General features: G+C 71.5%; 18 protein-coding genes. 10 read left to right on the top strand and 8 right to left on the bottom strand.

Annotated elements, in window-relative coordinates; genetic code table 11:
- The first annotated feature begins 29 nt into the window (after nucleotides 1-29).
- Nucleotides 30-713, top strand: a complete 684-nt coding sequence (locus ACFZBT_RS32235) for a nucleotidyl transferase AbiEii/AbiGii toxin family protein (protein WP_391111105.1) — start codon at nucleotides 30-32, stop codon at nucleotides 711-713.
- A gap of 21 nt (nucleotides 714-734) precedes the next feature.
- Nucleotides 735-1,211, top strand: a complete 477-nt coding sequence (locus tag ACFZBT_RS32230) for a MarR family transcriptional regulator (protein ID WP_391111102.1) — start codon at nucleotides 735-737, stop codon at nucleotides 1,209-1,211.
- A gap of 2 nt (nucleotides 1,212-1,213) precedes the next feature.
- On the opposite strand, the gene ACFZBT_RS32225 is transcribed toward ACFZBT_RS32230, so the two are convergent.
- Entirely contained in the window at nucleotides 1,214-2,407 is a 1,194-nt protein-coding gene (locus ACFZBT_RS32225) for an MFS transporter (RefSeq protein WP_391111099.1), read from the bottom strand.
- An 80-nt stretch (nucleotides 2,408-2,487) separates the two neighbouring features.
- Between ACFZBT_RS32225 and ACFZBT_RS32220 the strand changes: the two genes are divergently transcribed.
- From ACFZBT_RS32220 to ACFZBT_RS32210, 3 genes are all read left to right on the top strand, one after another.
- Complete coding sequence (locus tag ACFZBT_RS32220) at nucleotides 2,488-3,480, top strand: transcriptional regulator (RefSeq protein WP_391111098.1); 993 nt, start codon at nucleotides 2,488-2,490, stop codon at nucleotides 3,478-3,480.
- A 10-nt stretch (nucleotides 3,481-3,490) separates the two neighbouring features.
- On the top strand, nucleotides 3,491-4,012 hold the full coding sequence (locus tag ACFZBT_RS32215) for a redoxin family protein (protein WP_391111096.1): 522 nt from the start codon (nucleotides 3,491-3,493) through the stop codon (nucleotides 4,010-4,012).
- An 80-nt stretch (nucleotides 4,013-4,092) separates the two neighbouring features.
- A complete protein-coding gene (locus ACFZBT_RS32210; protein ID WP_391111093.1) occupies nucleotides 4,093-4,971 on the top strand; it encodes a MerR family transcriptional regulator in 879 nt (292 codons plus the stop codon).
- Between the two features lie 100 nt (nucleotides 4,972-5,071).
- Here ACFZBT_RS32210 and ACFZBT_RS32205 read toward each other — a convergent pair whose 3' ends face one another.
- The 3 genes from ACFZBT_RS32205 to ACFZBT_RS32195 form a co-directional block, all read right to left on the bottom strand.
- On the bottom strand, nucleotides 5,072-5,260 hold the full coding sequence (locus tag ACFZBT_RS32205; RefSeq protein ID WP_391111091.1) for a DUF397 domain-containing protein: 189 nt from the start codon (nucleotides 5,258-5,260) through the stop codon (nucleotides 5,072-5,074).
- A 223-nt stretch (nucleotides 5,261-5,483) separates the two neighbouring features.
- Entirely contained in the window at nucleotides 5,484-6,341 is an 858-nt protein-coding gene (locus ACFZBT_RS32200) for a Scr1 family TA system antitoxin-like transcriptional regulator (RefSeq protein ID WP_391111089.1), read from the bottom strand.
- Between the two features lie 231 nt (nucleotides 6,342-6,572).
- Nucleotides 6,573-7,328 (bottom strand): GPP34 family phosphoprotein, encoded by a 756-nt coding sequence (locus ACFZBT_RS32195; protein WP_391111086.1) that lies wholly within the window; start codon nucleotides 7,326-7,328, stop codon nucleotides 6,573-6,575.
- A gap of 237 nt (nucleotides 7,329-7,565) precedes the next feature.
- Between ACFZBT_RS32195 and ACFZBT_RS32190 the strand changes: the two genes are divergently transcribed.
- Together ACFZBT_RS32190 and ACFZBT_RS32185 are read left to right on the top strand one after the other, a co-directional pair.
- Entirely contained in the window at nucleotides 7,566-10,358 is a 2,793-nt protein-coding gene (locus ACFZBT_RS32190; RefSeq protein WP_391111083.1) for a D-alanyl-D-alanine carboxypeptidase, read from the top strand.
- Nucleotides 10,359-10,718: 360 nt separating this feature from the next.
- Nucleotides 10,719-12,623, top strand: coding sequence for an MFS transporter (locus tag ACFZBT_RS32185; RefSeq protein ID WP_391111080.1), 1,905 nt, complete (start codon nucleotides 10,719-10,721; stop codon nucleotides 12,621-12,623).
- 48 nt (nucleotides 12,624-12,671) lie between these two features.
- Here ACFZBT_RS32185 and ACFZBT_RS32180 read toward each other — a convergent pair whose 3' ends face one another.
- Nucleotides 12,672-13,511, bottom strand: a complete 840-nt coding sequence (locus tag ACFZBT_RS32180) for a hypothetical protein (RefSeq protein WP_391111077.1) — start codon at nucleotides 13,509-13,511, stop codon at nucleotides 12,672-12,674.
- A gap of 79 nt (nucleotides 13,512-13,590) precedes the next feature.
- Here ACFZBT_RS32180 and ACFZBT_RS32175 point away from each other — a divergent pair, with 79 nt between their 5' ends.
- Nucleotides 13,591-14,376 carry an SDR family oxidoreductase gene (locus tag ACFZBT_RS32175; protein ID WP_391111075.1) on the top strand — a complete coding sequence of 262 codons (786 nt, stop codon included), beginning with the start codon at nucleotides 13,591-13,593 and terminating at the stop codon, nucleotides 14,374-14,376.
- Between the two features lie 138 nt (nucleotides 14,377-14,514).
- Entirely contained in the window at nucleotides 14,515-16,086 is a 1,572-nt protein-coding gene (locus ACFZBT_RS32170) for a sodium:solute symporter family protein (RefSeq protein ID WP_391111072.1), read from the top strand.
- 9 nt (nucleotides 16,087-16,095) lie between these two features.
- Here ACFZBT_RS32170 and ACFZBT_RS32165 read toward each other — a convergent pair whose 3' ends face one another.
- Entirely contained in the window at nucleotides 16,096-17,211 is a 1,116-nt protein-coding gene (locus ACFZBT_RS32165; RefSeq protein WP_391111069.1) for an ADP-ribosylglycohydrolase family protein, read from the bottom strand.
- A 155-nt stretch (nucleotides 17,212-17,366) separates the two neighbouring features.
- Here ACFZBT_RS32165 and ACFZBT_RS32160 point away from each other — a divergent pair, with 155 nt between their 5' ends.
- Entirely contained in the window at nucleotides 17,367-17,882 is a 516-nt protein-coding gene (locus tag ACFZBT_RS32160; protein ID WP_391111067.1) for a GNAT family N-acetyltransferase, read from the top strand.
- 15 nt (nucleotides 17,883-17,897) lie between these two features.
- Here ACFZBT_RS32160 and ACFZBT_RS32155 read toward each other — a convergent pair whose 3' ends face one another.
- Nucleotides 17,898-18,203, bottom strand: a complete 306-nt coding sequence (locus tag ACFZBT_RS32155; RefSeq protein WP_391111064.1) for a hypothetical protein — start codon at nucleotides 18,201-18,203, stop codon at nucleotides 17,898-17,900.
- A 19-nt stretch (nucleotides 18,204-18,222) separates the two neighbouring features.
- Nucleotides 18,223-19,017, bottom strand: a complete 795-nt coding sequence (locus tag ACFZBT_RS32150) for a helix-turn-helix domain-containing protein (protein ID WP_391111061.1) — start codon at nucleotides 19,015-19,017, stop codon at nucleotides 18,223-18,225.
- Between the last annotated feature and the right edge of the window lie 102 nt (nucleotides 19,018-19,119).

Here is a 19,119-nt window from a genome sequence, read left to right as displayed (position 1 = left end):
ACCCACCGCCCCCGGACGATAATCAGGGAATGATCACCCCACCCCCCGTCGCCGAGCCGCGCAGTCGTCTCGTCGGGGATCTTCTGACGGTCGGTGAGGAGTACTCGCTCGTCCTCGCGGGCGGATACGCGGTGCTGGCGCACGGGCTGGTGGAGCGGGCCGGGCCCGATGTGGACGTGGCCACCGAGGACCCCGCCGGGATGGAGGCCATCGCCGATGCCGTCCGGGCCGGGCTGGTGACGCGGGGCTGGCTCGTGCAGACGCGGGAGACCGAGCCGCTGTCCGCCCAGTTCCTCGTCACGGACGCGGCGACCGGGCAGGAGTACGACGTCGGTGTCCACAAAGAGGTGCTGTGGCGTCCGCCCGTGCTGACGGAGCTCGGGCCCGCGCTCTCCCTCGACGACCTCGTCGGCACCCGGGTACGGGACCTGGCCGACCGCGGACTCGCCCGCGACCTGGTCGACGTGCACGCCGCCGCGGCCCGCTGGAGCCACCCGGAACTCGAGGAGCTCGGCCGCCGCCACGCCCCCGACACCTTCGACCTCACCGACCTCCAGGCCCGGCTGACCGGCACGGACTGGATCGACGACCGGGCGTTCACCGTCCATGGTCTCGAGGTCTCCGCCGTCGCCGGACTGCGCCGCTGGGCGCAGGAGTGGGCCGACGACATCGCGGAACGGCTCATCGAGGGAGAGGCCCCGGAGGAGGAGTGACCCGGTCGGTACCCTGACCCGATGGGCAACGGGGCAGGCGGGCAGGTGGGTGTCGTCGCCGCGCTGGTGCGGGCGGCGTTCCTGGTGGACGGTGTCTACGCGGAGGCCAGCCGGACGTACGGACTGACGCCCCAGCAGGGGCAGCTGCTGTGCGTGCTGATGCCGCAGCCGTACGGGATGGGGGAACTCGGGGAGACGCTCGGGCTGGCGAAGTCGAGCCTGACCGGGCTGGTGGACCGGACGGTGCGCCGGGGGCTGGTACGGCGGGAGGCCGATCCTCGGGACGGCCGGGCCGTGCGGGTGGGGCTGACGGAGGAGGGCGCCTCGCTCGCCGGACGGTTCTACGCCGAGACCGTACGCCGGCTGGAGGCCCTGCCGTCCGGGCTCAACGGCGTCGAGCGGGAACGACTGGCCGTGCTGCTGTCGCGGGTCGTGGTCGACAACGAGGTTCCCGAGGTGTTCGTGGAGAGATCTCTCGGCTCCGAACGGCGGTCGTAGGGCTACGACCGCCGTTCCGGCACAGCGACCGTCACCCGCTCCGCGCGCCTGCCCGCCGCCATCAGGGCCAGCGTCACCGCCGTCGACACCGCCGCCAGCACCGTCATCGCCACCGCCGGAGAGGTCAGTTGGGCCACGGAGCCCGCGAGCGCCGCGGCCACACCCTGCATCGTGAGCATGCCCGCCGAGTGCAGGCCCAGGGCATGGCCCGTCAGGGCGTCGGGGGTCAGGGCCACCAGACGCTCCTGCTGCACGAGGCTCGCGCCGAAGCCGACGGAGGCCAGTGTGACCGCGGCGGCCGCGAGCGGGAGCCGAGGGTGCAGGAGGAAGGGCACGTACGGGACGGCCAGGAGAAGGAGGAGCGGAAAGCCGAGGCGGGGGCGCAGGCGCGGGGGGACCAGGCGGCCCACCAGGATGTCCCCGGCCAGCATGCCCAGCGCGGCACAGGCGAACAGGGTGCCCGCAGAGGCCGGGGCGTAGGAGACGAACAGGGATTCGCAGCCGACGATCAGTCCGTTGGGGATCCAGAGGGCCAGATAGACCTGGCGGCGGGGCGCGGACGACCACAGCAGCGCGTTGGCGCGCCAGGTCGCCGCCACCGAGGGGCGGCCCGTCGCACGGGGCGGGCGGCGGGTCAGGCCCAGGCGGACGACCGCGGCCGTCACGGCGTACAGCGCGGCGGCCATCAGCAGGGACACCCGTGGGGACAGCAGCGCGACCAGGGCGCCGCCGGTCGCGTAGCCGGCGATCTGCATCAGGCCGCTCATCATGTTGAAGACCGAGCGGCCGAGCAGATAGCCGTCCTTGAAGAGGATCTCGTTCAGCAGGCCCCAGCGCACTCCCCCGCCCACCGACTCCACCAGCCCCTTGGCCAGGACGATCACGAAGAGCGCCCAGACCGGCAGGCCGGGCAGGGCCAGGGCGGCCGTGGCCGTCGCGAAGAGCAGAGGCAGGGTCGTCAGGGCCGCGCGCGGGGGCAGGCGGTCGGCCGCCGAGAGCAGGAACGTCGCGCCCAGCACCTGCGCCAGCGACGAGCCGAACATGCTCACCGCGGACAGCAGCGGCGACTCGGTCGCCCGGTACACGAGGGTGCCCAGGGCCAGGCCGCCCATGGTCTGGGCGACCGTCTGGGCCGACGCGGCGAGGAAGAACGGGGTGAACTCGGGGGTGCGGAACAGTTCTCGGTAGCTGCGCATGTGGGGAGTCTGTGGCGGCCCGTACGGGGTGGTTATTGTTTCGCGCGAGTGCGAAACGACGGGGCTCGTCGGGGGTGTGCGTGGGCTGGTGGCAGGTCAACGCCGACACCCTGGCCGGGAGCCGGTTCGTGCTCTCCCCGCTCGCCGAGACCTTCGCCTGCCTCCAGTTGCTGCACCGGGGCACCCCCGCGCACCCCGGCGAGCAGGCCTGGCTGCGCGACCATCTGCCCCGCTACCGGGCCCGGTTGGCCGCCGACCCCGTGACCGCGCTGCTCGTCCGCGCCGGACTGGGCCGGTCCTGGATCGCCGACTTCCTCACGCCCACCCCGAGGAGCAAGGAGACCTTCGAGGAAGGGGTGGCACGGGTGCGGGCGGCCCGTCCCGGCGAGTGCCGGGCCAACCTGCGGATCTCCCTCGCCGGCCCGCTCCCCGCGGCCCTGGACCGGGACGACCTGCCCGAGCGGGCGGCCGACCTGCTGTCCTACGTCTGGACCGAGACCGTACGACCGGACTGGGACCGGCGTCGGCGGGTGCTGGAGGCGGACGTGGCCGCCCGGACCGCGCAGGTGAGCCGGGGCGGCTGGGCGGCGGCGCTGGACACACTGCGGCCGGGCCGGACCCGGTGGCTGGGCGACAACCGGCTCCAGGTCAACCTGCACGAGTACCCGCCGCGTGAGATCTCGGGCGCCGAGCTGCTGTTCGTGCCGGTCACCCCGAGGACCGGCTGGGTGTCCTGGGAGGAGCCCGACCGGTACGCGGTGGTCTACGCGTGCGCGGGCGCCCTCGCCGACCCCGGCGGCAGGCCGGTGCCCGCGAGCCTCGGCGCGCTGCTCGGCACGGCCCGCGCCGGTGTGCTGGTCCGGCTCGGCTCGCCCTTGAGCACCAGCCAGCTGGTCGCCGTGACCGGACAGGGGCTCGGCTCGGTGGGGCGGCATCTGCGGGTGCTGCTGGACGTCGGCCTGGTGGAACGGCGGCGGGCGGGCAGATCGGTGTTGTATTCGCGGACGGCGGCGGGGCAGGTCCTGGTCGACGCGGCGGAGGCCGGGCACCGGGGCGGCAGCCGCCGGAGCTAGCATCGCGCTCATGACGACTACCAACGGCTCCAGCGGCTCCAACGGCTCCTCTCCCCTCGACGTCGAGATCGGTGCACTGCAGGGCGGTTCCGCCGACCTGTCCCAGTACGCGGGCAAGGCCGTGCTCGTGGTGAACGTCGCCTCCAAGTGCGGTCTGACCCCGCAGTACACGGGGCTCGAGAAGCTCCAGGAGCAGTACGCGGAGCGCGGCTTCACCGTCCTCGGCGTGCCCTGCAACCAGTTCCTCGGGCAGGAGCCCGGCAGCGCCGAGGAGATCGCCGAGTTCTGCTCGGCGACGTACGGCGTGACCTTCCCGCTGACCGAGAAGGTCGACGTCAACGGCGACGACCGGCACCCGCTGTACGACCGTCTGACCGGCTTCGCCGACGCCGAGGGGCACAGCGGCGACATCCGCTGGAACTTCGAGAAGTTCCTCATCGGCCGGGACGGCCAGGTCGTCGCCCGCTTCTCCCCGCAGACCGAGCCGGAGTCGGACGAGGTCGTGCGGGCGGTGGAGGCCCAGCTGGGCTGAGGCCCCTCGGCCCCGATCCGGTTGACCTTGCCCGTGGGGCAGGCCCGAGTGTCCTCGTCACCGGGCGGAAGAGCCGCCCGGTGACGGAGGATGCCGTGGTGGACGTACCGGACCGGGAACTGCTCACCATCGGGTCGTTCGCCGCGCGCGCCCGGCTGTCGGCCAAGGCCCTGCGGCTGTACGACCGGCTGGGGCTGCTCGCCCCGGCGCATGTCGACGAGGCCACCGGCTACCGCTACTACCGTGCCGGCCAGGTCGAACGGGCCCGGCTCGTGGCCATGCTGCGGCAGCTGGACATGCCGCTCGCCCGGATCGCCGAGGTGGTCGCGGCGGACGACGGGCCCACGGCGGCCGCTCTGCTCGGCACGTACTGGGCGGACGTCGAGGCACGGGTCGCCGGGCAGCGGACGCTCGCCGAGTACCTCCGTGGACGACTGTCGGGGAGGAGCTCCGAGATGTACGAGAAGTTCGCGGTCGAGACGGTGGACGTGCCCGGGCAGGTGGTGATCACCGAGACGCGGCATGTGCTGGCGGGCGAGCTGCCCGCGTGGATCGGGGCGTCGCTGGGCCGGCTGGAGTCGGCGGCCCGGGAGTGCGGCGGCGTCACGGCACCGCCGTTCGTCGTCTACCACTCCGAGGTGTCGATGGAGAGCGACGGCCCCGCCGAGTCGTGCGTACCCGTGGCCGACGAGGCGGCTGCCCGGGCGTGGGTCGAGGAGCACGGCCGGGCCCACGGGGCGAAGGTGCGGGTCCACCCGGCCCAGCGGCTGGCCTACACCCGGATCACCAAGGCGCAGGTGGCGCATCCGCAGATCATGGCGGCCTTCGAGGCGGTGGAGGAGTGGATCGCCCGGGAGGGGCTGGAGCAGGCGGGCCCCTGTCGGGAGGTGTACTTCGCCGACTGGGCGGCGGCGGGGGCCGAGGATCCCGTGTGTGACGTGGCGTTCCCCGTGAGCTGATCCCTCTCGGATACCCCGGGCACGAGCGGAGCCCCCTCGGCAAGGACGGCGGGCCTGTCGAGAGGGCTTTCGGTCGTGCTGTGAACCTGCCTGATCGGTACTACCTGACCAGGGCCACGAAGGCGCTCCATGCGTCGGCGGGGAACGTCAGCGTCGGGCCGTCGGGGACCTTGGTGTCCCCGACGTCCAGCGCTTCCACGGCGGTTGACCTGACCTGCACACAGGCGCCGCTGCCATTGGTGTAGGAGGACGTCGTCCACTTTTCCGTGGCACCCAGAAGAATTGCCATGACCACTCCGGTAGCCAGTTGTCGAATCACTGTCTCCGTGCTGGCAGTTCTGGCTAGGAGACTCAGCACGGTTTCCGCCAACGCACGGTGATCGTTGGCCTGATCGACGCTACCTGCCGCTCCCGCCATCCGGATCAGTCATTCACCCGACCGGGTGGCATATTCCAGAAGTTCCTTCCGTGCGGGCGTGCCATGGGTATAAGGTCCGCCTCTTCCCGAAGGCTCAGCGTGCGTACTCCTTCGCGGTGTCCTGGATGAGACGCAGCGACTGGTCGACGTTCAGGGACTGTGCGCGCAGGTGCTCGTACATCACGGTGTACTTCTGCACGTCCTGGGCCTTCTCCAGATACAGGTCGCTGGTCACGCCCTCGATGTACACGACGTTCGAATCGGTCGCGTCGGCGAACTCCAGGATCGAGTACTGCCCGTTGAGCCCCGCGTGGGCGCCTACGTCGAACGGCAGCACCTGCACCGTGATGTGCGGAAGCTGGGACGCGTCGGCGAGGTACTCCAGCTGTTCGCGCATCACCTGACGGTTCCCCACGCCCCGACGCAGGGCCGCCTCGTCGAGCACGACCCAGAGGCGCAGCGGATCCTTCTCGGCGGTGATGCGGCCCTGACGGCGCATGCGCACCTCGATACGGTTCCGGATGTCGTCCTCGGAGGTCTCGGGCGATGCGCCCCGAATGATCGCCTCGGCGTAGTCGCGGGTCTGCAACAGCCCCGTGATGATCTGCGGCTCGTACACGCGAAGCGACTCCGCGTCCGTCTCCAGACCGATGTAGACGCTGTACGGGATGTCCCCGAAGGCATGCCACCAGCCCTGCTGACGGGAGTCCTTCGCCATCTGCATCAGCGAGTCGACCATCTTGTGGTCCTCGACCTCGTAGACCTCGCACAGGTCCCGGACATCGCGCTGGCTGATACTGCGGCGGCCGTTCTCGAGTCGGCTGATCTTCGATTGCGACACGAGCAACCGTGCCGCCACCTGTTCGGCGGTCATGTTCTTGGCTTCGCGGAGCCTGCGCAGCTCCATGCCCAGCCGGCGCCGCCGGACGGTGGGATTGGTATTGGACGCCACGGGACGTGCACCTCCGGCTGCGTGCCTCTACTTTGCGTATCTGCTGTTGAGCAGACTGCCACCAAGGTGCTTCCTACCGCTGGGAAACGGTGGATATGCGACGGGTACACGCCAGTTCGGACAGGCACGCCGAGCGGGGCGGGGAGAGTGTGTGCTCTCCCCGCCCCGCTCGGACAGCGGCTCCCGTGACCGGGTCGTGGGTGCGGCGTGGTGCTCGTGGTGCGGCGCGGCTCAGTGGGCCGGGACGCGGGCCATGCTCGCGCGGTGCGGCTGCATCGGCACACCGCGGGCGGGTTCCGGTGCGGACCTGGCTCCGCCGGCGGCCTGGCGGCCGGGCGGTGCCGGGTTGCGGCGCGGCTGCGCGGCCACGCCGTTCTGGACGTCCATCACGGCGTGCGCGACGAGACCGCCCATGGGGTCGTGCCTGATCAGGTCCCGCAGCCGGGACCGGGACGAACGTCCCTCGTTCCCCGGATACAGGTGCTTGCCGAGGCCCACCGCGTGTGCCAGTGCGGCGAGCGCGGCGGTCCGCGGGTCCGGCGGTACGCCGGTGCGGATCGCGGAATCCAGCCTGGCCCTGATCTCCCGGCTGATCTCCGTGTCCGTCGCCTGGTAGCGAGTCGTCGGAAGCACTCCGCACATCTGGCCGGCCACGGCATGCACCATGCCGCACCTCTCCAGATGCGAGAGGTAGGTCTGGCGGAGCCCCAGTCGCGGCCCGCCGATCCAGTGGACGGCCCGCACGGGAGCGCCACGCCTTCGCAGCAACTCCAATGCGCAGTCCAGTGTTGGATCTCCAGTCGGCCGTGGTGCCACCACGGCGATACGATCCCCGTCCGGGGCTATCCGTCCGGCCAGCGCCAGCTCTACTAGCTGTGCTCCGGCCAGACCGAGGTCGAGCGACTGCGGCTGTGCAGTGGTACCCGTGGTCGGGTCCAATGCCAGCAGAAGAAGCTCTTCCGGAATTGTTCTGCGGCTCCTGCCCATCCATGCCTCCCCGCGTGGATGAAAGACAGGGTGACCCCTCTCACATTGGTCTGTCGAGGGTGCGTGACCGGTTCGTAGTGGAACCAGTAGGTATGTCGTTCTCGTCTACCGGATGGGTTCAGTCCCCACACAGGACACTGGTACATGGTTCGGACAGCGCCGGGGGAGCGGTGTCACGGTGGCGGTTCACGGTTCGTTACGCGTACGCGGGGAGTGCGGCGCGAGGAGGAGGCATCGGTGGCGGGCGAGTCCCCCGACAGGTCGAAGCAGCGCGAGTCGTCGGAACAGAAGACGTCGGGGAGCGCGAGTCCGGTTCCGGAGGCCAGGAGCGAGGCGTCCGCGGAGTCCCCCCGCGATCCGCGCCTCTCGGTGGCCCGGGACTCGGAGAAGTCCTCCGCACGCGGCGGCGTCGATACGGCGACCCGCGTGTTCTCCGTCCGCACCCCCGAGGAGCCGACGGACGCACCACGCGATGCCGTGCCCGGCTCCAAGAGGCCCACGGACGCGACGTCTGACGCCGAGCAGGACGACGGCGACGGCGACGGCGGCGGCGACGCGGGCGTGGACGACACGGCGGCTGGTGAGTCGGCTGACGAGTCCCAGGAGCCTGCGGAGGATTCCGCGGAGGGAGACGGGCGGCTGCGGGACGCGGTGGCCGCGTGGGTCGCGTCGGCGGACGCGGACGCCGACGCGGACACGGACGCCGACGCGGACGCGGGCAAGGAGCCCTCGGCTGCCGAAGGTCGGGACGAGCGCGCCGAGCAGGGCTCCAGTGACGACCAGGAGACCGGCCAGGAGGCCGAGCAGACCGACGCGGAGGCCCTGGACGGCCAGGAGGCCGCCGAGAGCGCGGACGAGAGCCAGGACGAGCCTGCGTTCGCCCCTGAGGCCCAGGAAGCCGCAGAGGAGGCGTCCGAGGGCGCCGAGGCGAGCCAGGACGAGGACGACGAGCCCGAGGCCGCCGAGCCCAAGGACGACGAGCCCGAGGCGGACCGTTCCGCCACCGACGAAGGCACGGACGCGGACGCCTCCGAGACCGACGCCGGCAGCGAGCCGGGCACCACCGGGTCCGAGGCCGGAACGAAGTCCGCCAAGGGCGACGCCACGGCGAGCGACGAAGCCGGAGCCGCGAAGGCCGACAGCACGACGGACACCGACGCCGACGCCGAGCCGAAGACCGACAGCGCGGCGGACACCGACGACAAGACCTCCAAGCCCAAGGACCCCCGCACCTCCGACGACGCCGCCGACGCCGAGCCGAAGACGGACAGCGCGGCGGACACCGACGACAAGACCTCCAAGCCCAAGGACCCCCGCACCTCCGACGACGCCACCGACGCCGACGCCGACGCCGACGAGGACAGCTCCCCCGGAGCCAAGTCCGACGCCGAAGACGACGCCGAAGACGAAGACGAAGGCAAGGCCCAGAAGTCGGGTGACGGTGACGGCGCCGACGGACCCCGCGTCGATCAGCCCACCGCCGTCTTCAAGGCCCCCCGGCCGGCCGTTGACCAGCCGACCACCATGCTGAAGATCGGGGACGCGGCCAAGGGCAAGGCCAAGGGCAAGGACGCCCCCGAGAAGGACGCCGAGCGGACCAGCAAGTTCGTCGCGCTGAAGCCGCTGGACGACCCGGCGACGCGGAAGCCGGCCACGCCGGCCGCGCCCGCGCCCGCACCCGCCCCCGCGGAAGCCACCGCCCCCGTCCCCACCGTCAGCCCCGAGCGGACCACGCAGCAGCCGTTGCCGCCGCGGCCGCCGCTGGACATGCTGGCCGAACTGACGAACACCCCGCCGCCCCCGGACACCCCGCTGCGGACGGCCGCTCGGCGGGTGAAGATCTGGACGCCGCTGGCGCTGCTGCTGGTGATCGTCTTCGCGGTCGTGCAGAGCGTGCGCCCGCTGCCGACGCCCACGCTGGAGCTCACCGCGAAGGACACCTACACCTTCGAGGGCGGCAAGGTCGACATCCCCTGGCCGGCCGACGGCCAGGCCGCGCTGGACGTGCAGGGCATCGGTACGTTCGGCTCGTCCGGCGAGCAGAAGCCCGTGCCGATCGCGAGTGTCGCCAAGGTCATGACCGCCTATGTGATCCTGCGCGATCACCCGCTGAAGAGCGGCGAGGACGGGCCGAAGATCGGGATCGACCAGGCGGCCGAGGACCAGTCCGACGCCGGCCAGGAGTCCACCGTCGATGTGACGAAGGGCGACAAGATCAGCCAGCGGGAGGCTCTGGAGAGCATCCTGATCGCGTCCGCGAACAACGTGGCGCGACTGCTGGCCCGCTGGGACGCGGGGTCGGAGAAGGCGTTCGTGCGGAAGATGAACGACGCCGCCGAGGACCTCGGCATGAAGAACTCGACGTACACCGACCCGTCGGGCCTGAACAACACGACCGTGTCCACGGCCGTGGACCAGGTGAAGCTCGCCCGGGCCGCCATGGAGCAGCCCGCCTTCCGCGAGGTCGCGGCGATGATGTCGTACGTCGACTACAAGGGCACCAAGCACGACAACTGGAACCGCCTGGTCGGCTACAACGACGTCACCGGCATCAAGACCGGCACCACCACCTCGGCACTCGGCAACCTCGTCTTCTCCGCGAAGAAGGACGTCGACGGCGAGACCCACCGGGTCATCGGCGCCGTGGTGCGCCAGCCCGCCGGCGGTCCGGACAACACGATCCTGGGCGCCGCGCTACACGAGGGCGACAAGCTGATCCGGGCCGCGCAGGGCGCGCTGGAGTCGGCGACGATCCTGAAGAAGGGCGACATCGTCGGGTACGCCGACGACGGTCTCGGCGGGCGTACGCCGGTCGCCGTCACGGAGGACGTCACGGCCGTCGGCTGGGCGGGCCTGTCCGTCAAGCTGACGTTCGCCGCGGACGAGCTGCCGCACACGGCCAAGGCCGGCAAGAAGGTGGGCACGCTCACCGTCGGTGACGGCAGCAGCAGCGCGGTCAAGGTTCCGGTCGCCCTCCAGGAGGACCTCGTGGAGCCGGGCTTCGCGGACAAGCTCACGCGCATCGGCTGAGCCGGGACGCCCACCCGCACCACCGCACCCCGCCGGTGGGGCCTTCTGGTGGATCTCCGCAGGAGAAGGAGCGGCGTTCGGTGCGTGCGATCGGCGTGCGGTGCGGAGGGTCATGTGGCGGAGCCACCTGGCCCTGCGGACCGTGCGGCGAGCGTGCGTGCCGGGCGTCGCGACGCTGCGGAGATCCATCAGAAGGCCCCTAATGGCCCGTCCGGGCTCTGTCCGGCGGGGTGCGTGCTAGCGTCCCGAATCGGGGCAGGTCGCCGTCCGCGGCGGCGCGGTCGCGAACCGAGGGTGAACGGTACGCGGCCGGGAAGCAGAAGCTGAGAACAGAAGACGGGACACGGGGAGTGCCTTTCAGTGGCCACTGCGGAGCCGACACGCACCGAGAACGCCGATCCGGGCCCGGGATCCGGCCCGCGAATAGGCATGTCCGAGACGCGGGAAGCCGACGCGCGGGACGCTGACGCACGCGGCGCCGACGCACGGGACGCCGACGGCACGACCGGCCGTGAGCGTCCTGCCCGTGACACCCGGCTGCGGACCGCCGTACTGACGCTGCGTGAGCGCATGCTGCGCCACCCGGTCCTGTCCATCACGGGCCTGGCCGGGGTGCTCCACGTCGTCTGGTTCTTCACGTTCGCGAACAGTGGCGGCGACCTCGCCGCGCAGGACGCGTGGGCGGAGTTCGTCGGCCGGCACCCGGACTCGGCGTACAACCTCGCCTGGTACGGCGGGATGCACCCGGTGTCGTACAGCGTCGTGTCGCCGTACCTGATGTCGGTGCTCGGCGTGCGGACGACGATGATGATCGCGGGGACGGTGTCGGCCGGGCTGCTGACACTGCTCCTGCTGCGCAGCAGGTCCGTCCGCAACCCCCTGTGGGCGTCGCTGGCGGGCGTGTTCGGGCTGTTCTGCAACGCGGTGTCCGGGCGGGTGACGTTCGGCCTCGGCATGATGTTCGCGCTCGGCGCGGTCTCCGTCGTGTTCTGCTGGCCGTACAGGTGGCGTTACAAGCGCTGGGCGAAGGCCCTGTGCGCGGCGCCGCTGGCCGCGCTGGCCACCATGGCGTCGCCGGTCGCGGGTCTGTTCGTGGGCCTGGTGGCGGTCGCGCTGTTCCTGCAGAAGCGGCGGCCGGGCGCGTGGGCGCTGGGGCTGGCGCCGAGTGCGGTGGTGGGCGTGTCGGCGCTGCTGTTCCCCTTCTCGGGGACGCAGCCGATGATATTCGGCTCGGTGATCCTGCCGGTCCTGTTCTCTGCCTGTGCCTACTTCCTGGTGCCGAAGGACTGGAAGACGGTCCGGCTGACGGCGGCGGTGTACGGGCTGGGCGTGGTGCTGGTGTGGCTGATCAGCTCCCAGATCGGGTCCAACATCACGCGGCTCGCGATGCTGTTCGCCGGGGTGGCGCTGGTGGCCGCGCTGCCGTACCTGGTGCCGCGCGGCCGCAGGTGGTACACGGCCGTGGTCGCGATGGTCGCCTTCGCAGGGTGGATCGGCTTCAAGACGGTCGACGACATCGTGCACACCGCCCCGGCGGCGTCCTGGTCGCGCGAGCTGGCGCCGCTGCTCAACGAGTTGCAGGAGGTCGGCGCCGAGAAGGGCCGGGTCGAGGTCGTCCCCGCCCGCTCCCACCGCGAGGCCTCCGCCCTGGCCCCCTACGTCAACCTGGCCCGCGGCTGGAACCGCCAGGCCGACATGGAGCGCAACCCCCTCTTCTACGACGACACACTCAACTCGGCGAATTTCCGCGAGTGGCTGCAGCGCTGGGCGGTGCACTACGTCGTACTGCCGAAGGGCGAGCCGGACGGCGACGGCGGGGTGCGGGAGCGGGCGCTGGTGCAGCGCGGGCTGCCGTATCTGACCCAGGTCTGGGGCGACGCCAACTGGCAGCTCTTCAAGGTCACCGCCCCCGCCCCGCTGGCCGAGCCGAACACCGTCGTCGAGCGGGCCGAGCAGGGCGAGATGGTGCTCAAGGTGCGGAAGCCGGGCCGGATCCTGATCCGTATCCCGTACACGCCGTGGCTGAGCGTCGTCGACGCCGAGGGCAAGAGCCTGAAGCCGCCGCGGGAGACGGAGGAGTCCAGGAACCGGCCCGAGGGCGAGCCGAAGACGTACGTCAACGTCAACGGCTGCCTGATGGACACGGAGGAGGACGAGCAGGGCGTGCGCTGGACGGAGCTGCTCGCCCCGAAGGCGGGGACGTACCGGCTGGCGGCGCCGTACCAGTTCCCGCGGGGGCTGCCCTGCCCGCAGGAGCTGCGCTGATCACGGGAGCCGCGCTGATCGCAGGAGCCGCGCTGATCGCCTGAGTCCTCAGCGGAGCCGGTCCACGTAGGTGTCGGTGCCCGGCAGGGTCGGTATGAACGGTGCCACCAGTTCCACCCTGCCGAGCCCCGACTCCGCCACCGCCGTGTCGAGACCCGTGAAGTGGTCCTCCCAGCACTCCCCGGGGTCGGCCTGGAGGAACCACAGCAGGGTCAGGCGGGTGTCGACGCCCTCGACCTGCTTGACGTAGGTCATGCGGTCGCCGGGGAGCGGGGTCGGGCGGAAGACCGTCACCATCGCCGCCGGGGAGCCCGCGAGGCGCTTCGGCAGGTGGCGGGAGCGCAGCCACTCCAGCAGTTCCGCGCGCCGCTCGGGGGTGTCGGCCTCGACGACCTGGAGGACCAGGCCGGCGTAGGGGTGGTCGAGGGCGTGCCGGTCCCTCGGGCCCGCCGCGCCGTCCCGGTACACGGTCGCCTCGTGGTCCTGGAACGCGGTGAGGACGTGGGTGCGGTCCTGGTAGACGCGGCCGTCGCGGTTGAGGCGCTTGTTGATGGCGACCGTCCAGCGCATGTGGTCGTCGTAGCGGCCGTCGGTGATCCAGTACGTGGAGAGGTAGCAGCCCGTGGTGACGGGCTGGGCGATCGCCGACTTCTCGGGGTAGCGCAGGAGTTGCAGGTCCCGGGTGGCCACCCAGCGGCGGCCGGCGTACATCCAGGGCATGGCCATCGCGCCGGCGTAGTAGTGGTCGTCCTCGTACCAGCGGTTGTAGGCGTACTCGTGGCCGGGGTGCGGTTCGACCATGGTGATCAGGGCGTGGCCGGGGTGGGTGCCGTAGGGGCCGACGGCGGCCAGTTCGGCGTACAGCTCGCTGCGGGTGTCGTCGCTCATGTCCCTTCCCCTTCGTCGGTGACAGGCCCATACTCTGACGCTCCGTCAGATAGAACGCCAGGGTTCCGGGAGGTCTTCGATGTCGCTGCTCGCGGGAAAGACGGTCGTGGTGTCGGGGGTCGGGGCCGGGCTGGGGCGGCAGGTCGCGGCGGCCGTCGTACGGGACGGCGGGCGGGCCGTGCTCGGCGCCCGGACGGAGGCGAACCTGGCGAAGACGGCGGCCGAGATCGATCCCGGCGGGGCGCACACCGCCTACCGGGCCGTCGACATCACCGACGAGGCGCGGTGCCAGGCGCTGGCGGGGCTGGCGGCGGAGCGGTTCGGGCGGATCGACGCGGTGGTGCATGTGGCCGCTCTGGACAGCTACTTCGGCGGCGTCGAGGACGCGGACCTCGAGACCTGGCGCTCTGTGCTGGACGTGAACCTGCTGGGCACGCTGCGGATGACCCGGGCCTGTCTGCCGGCACTCAAGCAGGGCGGCGGATCCGTCGTGTTCATCGGGACGCAGTCGGCGGTGGCGGCTCCGTCGCAGGTGCGGCAGGCGGCGTACGCGGCGTCGAAGGGTGCGCTGACGAGTGCGATGTACTCGCTGGCGCGGGAGCTGGGGCCGTACCGGATCCGGGTCAACACCGTACTGCCGGGCTGGATGTGGGGGCCGCCGGTGCAGGCGTACGTGCGGTTCACGGCGCAGACGGAGGGCGTGTCCGAGGCGACGGTCCTGAAGCGGCTGACCGGGCGGATGGCGCTGCCCGAGCTGGCCGCCGACTCGGATGTGGCCGACGCGGCGGTGTTCCTGGCGTCGGACCGGGCCCGGGCGATCACCGGGCAGTCATTGCTGGTCAACGCAGGGGAGTTGATGCGTTGAGTTCAGATAGCTGAACCAGGGCCACCACGCCGAACATTTTTACCCCTCCTTGACCTGACCGTCACTTGTCGTGTTCACGGGGCAGCGCCCACGATGAGCGCCGGGCTGATCGCTGGGCCGACCCCTGGGAGGGCGCGCATGAACGGTCTCGACTGGGCCGTGCTTTTAGGCTATTTCGCCGTGATGGTCGCGATCGGCGTCTGGTCGCACAAACGCGTGGACAACGTCAGCGACTTCTTCACCGCCGGCGGCAAGATGCCGTGGTGGCTCTCCGGCATCTCGCACCACATGTCGGGCTACAGCGCGGTGATGTTCACCGGGTACGCGGGCATCGCCTACACCTACGGCGTCACCTCCTTCGTCACCTGGTCCTTCCCGATCGCCCTCGGCATCGCCATCGGGTCCAAACTCTTCGCGCCGCGCATCAACCGGTTGCGCTCCCGCCTCCATGTGGCCTCCCCGCTGGAGTACCTGAAGAACCGCTACGACCTGAAGACCCAGCAGGCGCTGGCCTGGTCCGGCATGCTGCTGAAGATCGTGGACGTCGGCGCCAAGTGGGCGGCGATCGCGACGCTGCTCTCGGTCTTCACGGGGATCTCCCTGAACCAGGGCATCCTCATCACCGGCGGCATCACGGCGATCTACTGCACGATCGGCGGCCTGTGGGCGGACGCGCTGACCGAACTGGGCCAGTTCATCATCCAGTTGCTGGCCGGTATCGCGATGTTCGTGGCCGTCTTCGTACGGCTCGACGACCACGGCGGCTTCTTCGGCGTCTGGGACTCCCCCGAACTCCAGGGCCACGAGAAGCCGCTGGTCGGCCCGTACGGCACGGTCTTCCTGCTCGCGTTCCTCTTCATCAAGCTCTTCGAGTACAACGGCGGCATGCTCAACCAGGCCCAGCGCTACATGGCCACGCCGAACGCGAAGGAGGCCGAGCGCTCGGCGCGCCTCTCGGCGATCCTCTGGCTGGTCTGGCCCCTGGTCCTCTTCTTCCCCATGTGGATGTCGCCGCTGCTGGTCGAGTCGCAGAAGCCGGACGGCTCCGACTCCTACGCCCTGATGACCGAACAGCTCCTCCCACACGGTCTGCTGGGCCTGGTCATCGTCGGCTTCTTCTCGCACACGATGGCCATGTGCTCCTCGGACGCCAACGCCATCGCGGCGGTGTTCACGCGGGACTGCGCGCCGGTGATCTGGGCCAGGGCGCGGACGTGGAACCAGGGGCAGGGACTTCGGGTCGCCCGGATCGCGACGGTCGTCTTCCTCGGTCTGTCCATGGCGGCGGCGACGCAGGTCAACTCCCCCGCGTTCAAGGACATCATCACCGTCGTCATCAAGTGGGTGGCCGGACTGATGGGCCCGATGGCCATCCCGATGATGCTGGGCCTCCTGCGCGCGTTCCGCCGCTCCGGCCCGACAGCGGCCCTCATCAGCTGGTCGATGGGCCTGCTCGCGTTCTGGCTGGTCAACTACCCGATCAACTGGAACGTCGAGGGCGGCGTCCCGCTCCAGTACCAGGTCTCGATCCCGCTGGCGGTCTCCCTGGTCCTCTACATCCTCGTCGGCTACATCAAGCCGGAGGACACCCCGGAGCGGCTGGCACTGATCGAGAAGCTCAACACGGACGGGGACGGGGCGGCGGCAGCGGCGGTCCCGGCGCCGGCGGGGCCGGCGGACGAGGTGGTGCGGACGACGGTCAAGGACTGAAGCGCGGGCTCAGGCCCGGGGATAGCGGGCGAGCCACCCCGGCGACGACCCCCCGGGCCCGTGCAGGGCGGGTCCCTGGGTCATCTCCATGGCGAAGTCGTCGGCCAGTTCCAGGATGGTGGGGCGGCCCTCCAGCTCGACCAGCCAGGCCGGGGGGAGGGCCGTTTCCCCGTGCAGGGCGCCCAGCAGGCCGCCGGTCAGCGCGCCGGTGGCGGCGGACGGGCCGTCGTGGTTGACGGCGAGACACAGGCCGTGCCGGACGTCGGCGGCGACGAGGGCGCAGTACACGGCGGCGCCGACGAGGCTCTGAGCCGTACCGGCCCCGCACAGCTCGGTCACGCGCTCCGGGCCGGGCATGCCCTGCCGGACGGCGCCCAGCGCGTGCTGGAGGGCATCCGAGACGGGCTGGTGCCCTGGCCGGGCGGCCAGCATCGCGAAGGCGCGCTGCACGGCGGCGTCGAGGCTCTCGCCGAGGGCGAGGGCGTGCACGATCACGGCGTACGCGCCCGCCGCGAGCGAGGCCGCGGGGTGCCCGTGGGTCTGCGCCGCGCACTCGACGGCGAGCTGCGCGACGAGCTGCGGCTCCCATCCCACGAGCAGCCCGAAGGGGGCGGACCGGGTGGCGGCCTCGGGTCCTGCCTCACCGGGGTTCTTGGGTGTGTCCGGGGTGCCCATGATGTCGTCGCCGAGCCCCAGCAGCAGGGAGCGGTGCGGGTCCCGCCGCGCGTACAGCCACTCCTCCCGGGCGAGCCAGCCGTCGTCCTTGCGGCGCTCGTCGGGTCCCCAGTCCCGCTGGGTGGCGGCCCAGCGCAGATACGCCCGGTGCACATCGGTCGGCGGATGCCAGGCTCCGGTGTCTCGGCGCACCTGGGCCCGGATCAGTCCGTCCACGGAGAACAGGGTGAGCTGCGTGATGTGCGTGACAGCACCGCGTCTGCCGTAGGCCGGGGCCAGATCGACCAGCCCCTCGGCCCCGTGCGCCTCCCTGATCCCGTCGATCCCCAGCCCGTCCACGGGCGTGCCCAGCGCGTCCCCCACGGCCACGCCGAGCAGCGTCCCGCGCACCCGGCTGCGGAAGTCCTGCTGCTCCGTACGGCCCCAGACGGCGCCGGCAGTCGCACCCACCTTGACCTCCCAGGGACCGTCCATACGTACGACGCCCAGCACTGTAATCGAACGGGGACGGTGGGTTCAGCGGGCGGAACTCCGCCCTCACGGCAGGCTTACGGACCGTCGCTGTCAGCACTCGAGGCATCGGACAGGTGTGCGAGGATCCTGGCGTGAATGATCTCCACGCCCGCCCGGCGACCGAGGCCGATCTGTCCACCCTCGTACGCCTCCGCGACGACGCGGCCCGCTGGATGCTGACCCGTGGCATCACCGGGCAGTGGCAGCCGGGAGAACTCGACGAGTCCCACTTCCGCCAGGTCATGACCCACGGCGAGGTCTGGCTCGCGGAGACCGGCGGGCACGTCGTCGGCGCCTGGGAACTGTGGTGGGAGGACGAGGCCGCCTGGGGCCCGCAGCCGCCCGTGGCCGGGTACGTGCACCGGCTCATGGTGGATCGCGTCACCGCCCCGCCCGGGACGGGGCGGCGGCTGCTGCGCTCCGCGGAACACCGCGTGGCCGCGACCGGACGGACCCATGTACGCCTGGACTGCCTGGCGGGCAACGCCCCGCTCACCACCTACTACCGGGCCGCCGGGTACCGCGTGGTGGGCCACAAGGAGGGCAAGCCGCAGCCGGGCGGTACGCCCAAGTCGTTCACGCTGCTGGAGAAGGAGCTCGGGGCGTAGCCCCAGGACCAGACGTCACAGCCCTGCCTCCGTCGCTGCGGCCTCCCGGATGGCGCGGATCTCGGCGATGGCGTCGGAAGGGTCCTCTTCGCCGACGTCCACGATCCGCTCCAGCTCCCGCAGCCGCTCGGCCCGCGCCGGGTGTCGTTCGATCGCGACGAAGACCGCCCAGGAGTGCACGAAGGCGCGCAGGGGGGCGAGGCTCTGGGTCTGGTGTGCGTTGGTGCCGGCCTCGAAGAGGTGCTGCGTGAGCGCGGGCAGCCGACTCGGGGCGATCCGGGCGACGGCATCGCGCAGGGCGTCCGGGGTCAGCTGAGGCATGGGGTCGGCGTGCTCCCGCTCAGGCCGCGTCCCGCTCGGCAGGGCGGCAGTCGCGGCATCGGCCGCCGGGGTGCGCTGACCGGAAGGCTCGTTCGCAGCCGTCGCAGGTCTGGAGCGGGTCCGGGCGGAGGGCAGGTGTCGGGTGGGGTGGGGTCGTGGGGAGGGGTGGTGGGAGGAGGGTGGTCAGGCGGTGAGCCAGGAAGGCCGCCGGGTGCTTGATCGGGTCCTGGGGCAGGCCCGACGTCAGGGTCCGTTCCACCGCCGTGGCGGGGACGCCCCGCTCCAGCCAGGCCGACACCTGCGGGGCCAGACGGTGCACGTCGCGTTCGCTCAGCAGCAGGCGGGAGTCGGCCGCGCGCAGGCCGGTGAGGAGGTCGGCGGCGGTGCGGGCGGGCTTCGGGGCCGGGGGTTCCGTCCGGGACGGAGGGGAGGCCGGGCGGTGCTCGGGGATCGTCGTCCGGGGCGTCGTCCGGGGCTTGTTGTACGCGACCGTGCGGGTTACGACTCGGCCGGATTGAAGACGCTCCCTGGCACGCGTGAGGTAACCGTGGGTCTCCAGTTCCCGCAGGGCCGCGGCGATCCGGATCTCGCCCTCCTGGAACTTGGCCGTCAGCGCCTTGATGCCGATCGGGGTTCCGGCGGGCAGCGACTGGATGTGGACGGCCAGGCCGATCGCGGTGAGTGAGAGGTCCGGGTGCTGGGCCAGGTGGTTGCCGACCACCGTGAAGTTGTCCTCGTGGCGTTCCGTCACGTGCTGGACGCCGGAAGTGCCGGACTGCGCGCGGGCGGGCGCGCTAGGGTTCTTGTCAGTCATCGGGAAGGGTTCGCTTCCTAGGTGATCAGGCCCTCGCAGCGGGATGGCAGTCCCGGCGGGGGCCGTATGCGTTTGTGGGGTTGTCTGCGCTGACGCTGCACC

It is taken from the genome of Streptomyces sp. NPDC008137, from assembly GCF_042957035.1.
In the GTDB taxonomy this organism is placed as follows: Bacteria; Actinomycetota; Actinomycetes; order Streptomycetales; family Streptomycetaceae; genus Streptomyces.
Note: the sequence above shows the minus strand (reverse complement) of the source record. Positions and strands in the feature narration are given on the sequence as shown.

Coding starts and splice junctions, on each gene's coding strand:
- ACFZBT_RS32155 (WP_391111064.1), bottom strand. CDS start 18,203: ATGCCTCAGCTGACCCCGGACGCCCTGCGCGATGCCGTCGCCCGGATC.
- ACFZBT_RS32175 (WP_391111075.1), top strand. CDS start 13,591: ATGTCGCTGCTCGCGGGAAAGACGGTCGTGGTGTCGGGGGTCGGGGCC.
- ACFZBT_RS32195 (WP_391111086.1), bottom strand. CDS start 7,328: ATGGGCAGGAGCCGCAGAACAATTCCGGAAGAGCTTCTTCTGCTGGCA.
- ACFZBT_RS32235 (WP_391111105.1), top strand. CDS start 30: ATGATCACCCCACCCCCCGTCGCCGAGCCGCGCAGTCGTCTCGTCGGG.
- ACFZBT_RS32215 (WP_391111096.1), top strand. CDS start 3,491: ATGACGACTACCAACGGCTCCAGCGGCTCCAACGGCTCCTCTCCCCTC.
- ACFZBT_RS32230 (WP_391111102.1), top strand. CDS start 735: ATGGGCAACGGGGCAGGCGGGCAGGTGGGTGTCGTCGCCGCGCTGGTG.
- ACFZBT_RS32180 (WP_391111077.1), bottom strand. CDS start 13,511: ATGAGCGACGACACCCGCAGCGAGCTGTACGCCGAACTGGCCGCCGTC.
- ACFZBT_RS32225 (WP_391111099.1), bottom strand. CDS start 2,407: ATGCGCAGCTACCGAGAACTGTTCCGCACCCCCGAGTTCACCCCGTTC.
- ACFZBT_RS32150 (WP_391111061.1), bottom strand. CDS start 19,017: ATGACTGACAAGAACCCTAGCGCGCCCGCCCGCGCGCAGTCCGGCACT.
- ACFZBT_RS32205 (WP_391111091.1), bottom strand. CDS start 5,260: ATGGCAATTCTTCTGGGTGCCACGGAAAAGTGGACGACGTCCTCCTAC.
- ACFZBT_RS32170 (WP_391111072.1), top strand. CDS start 14,515: ATGAACGGTCTCGACTGGGCCGTGCTTTTAGGCTATTTCGCCGTGATG.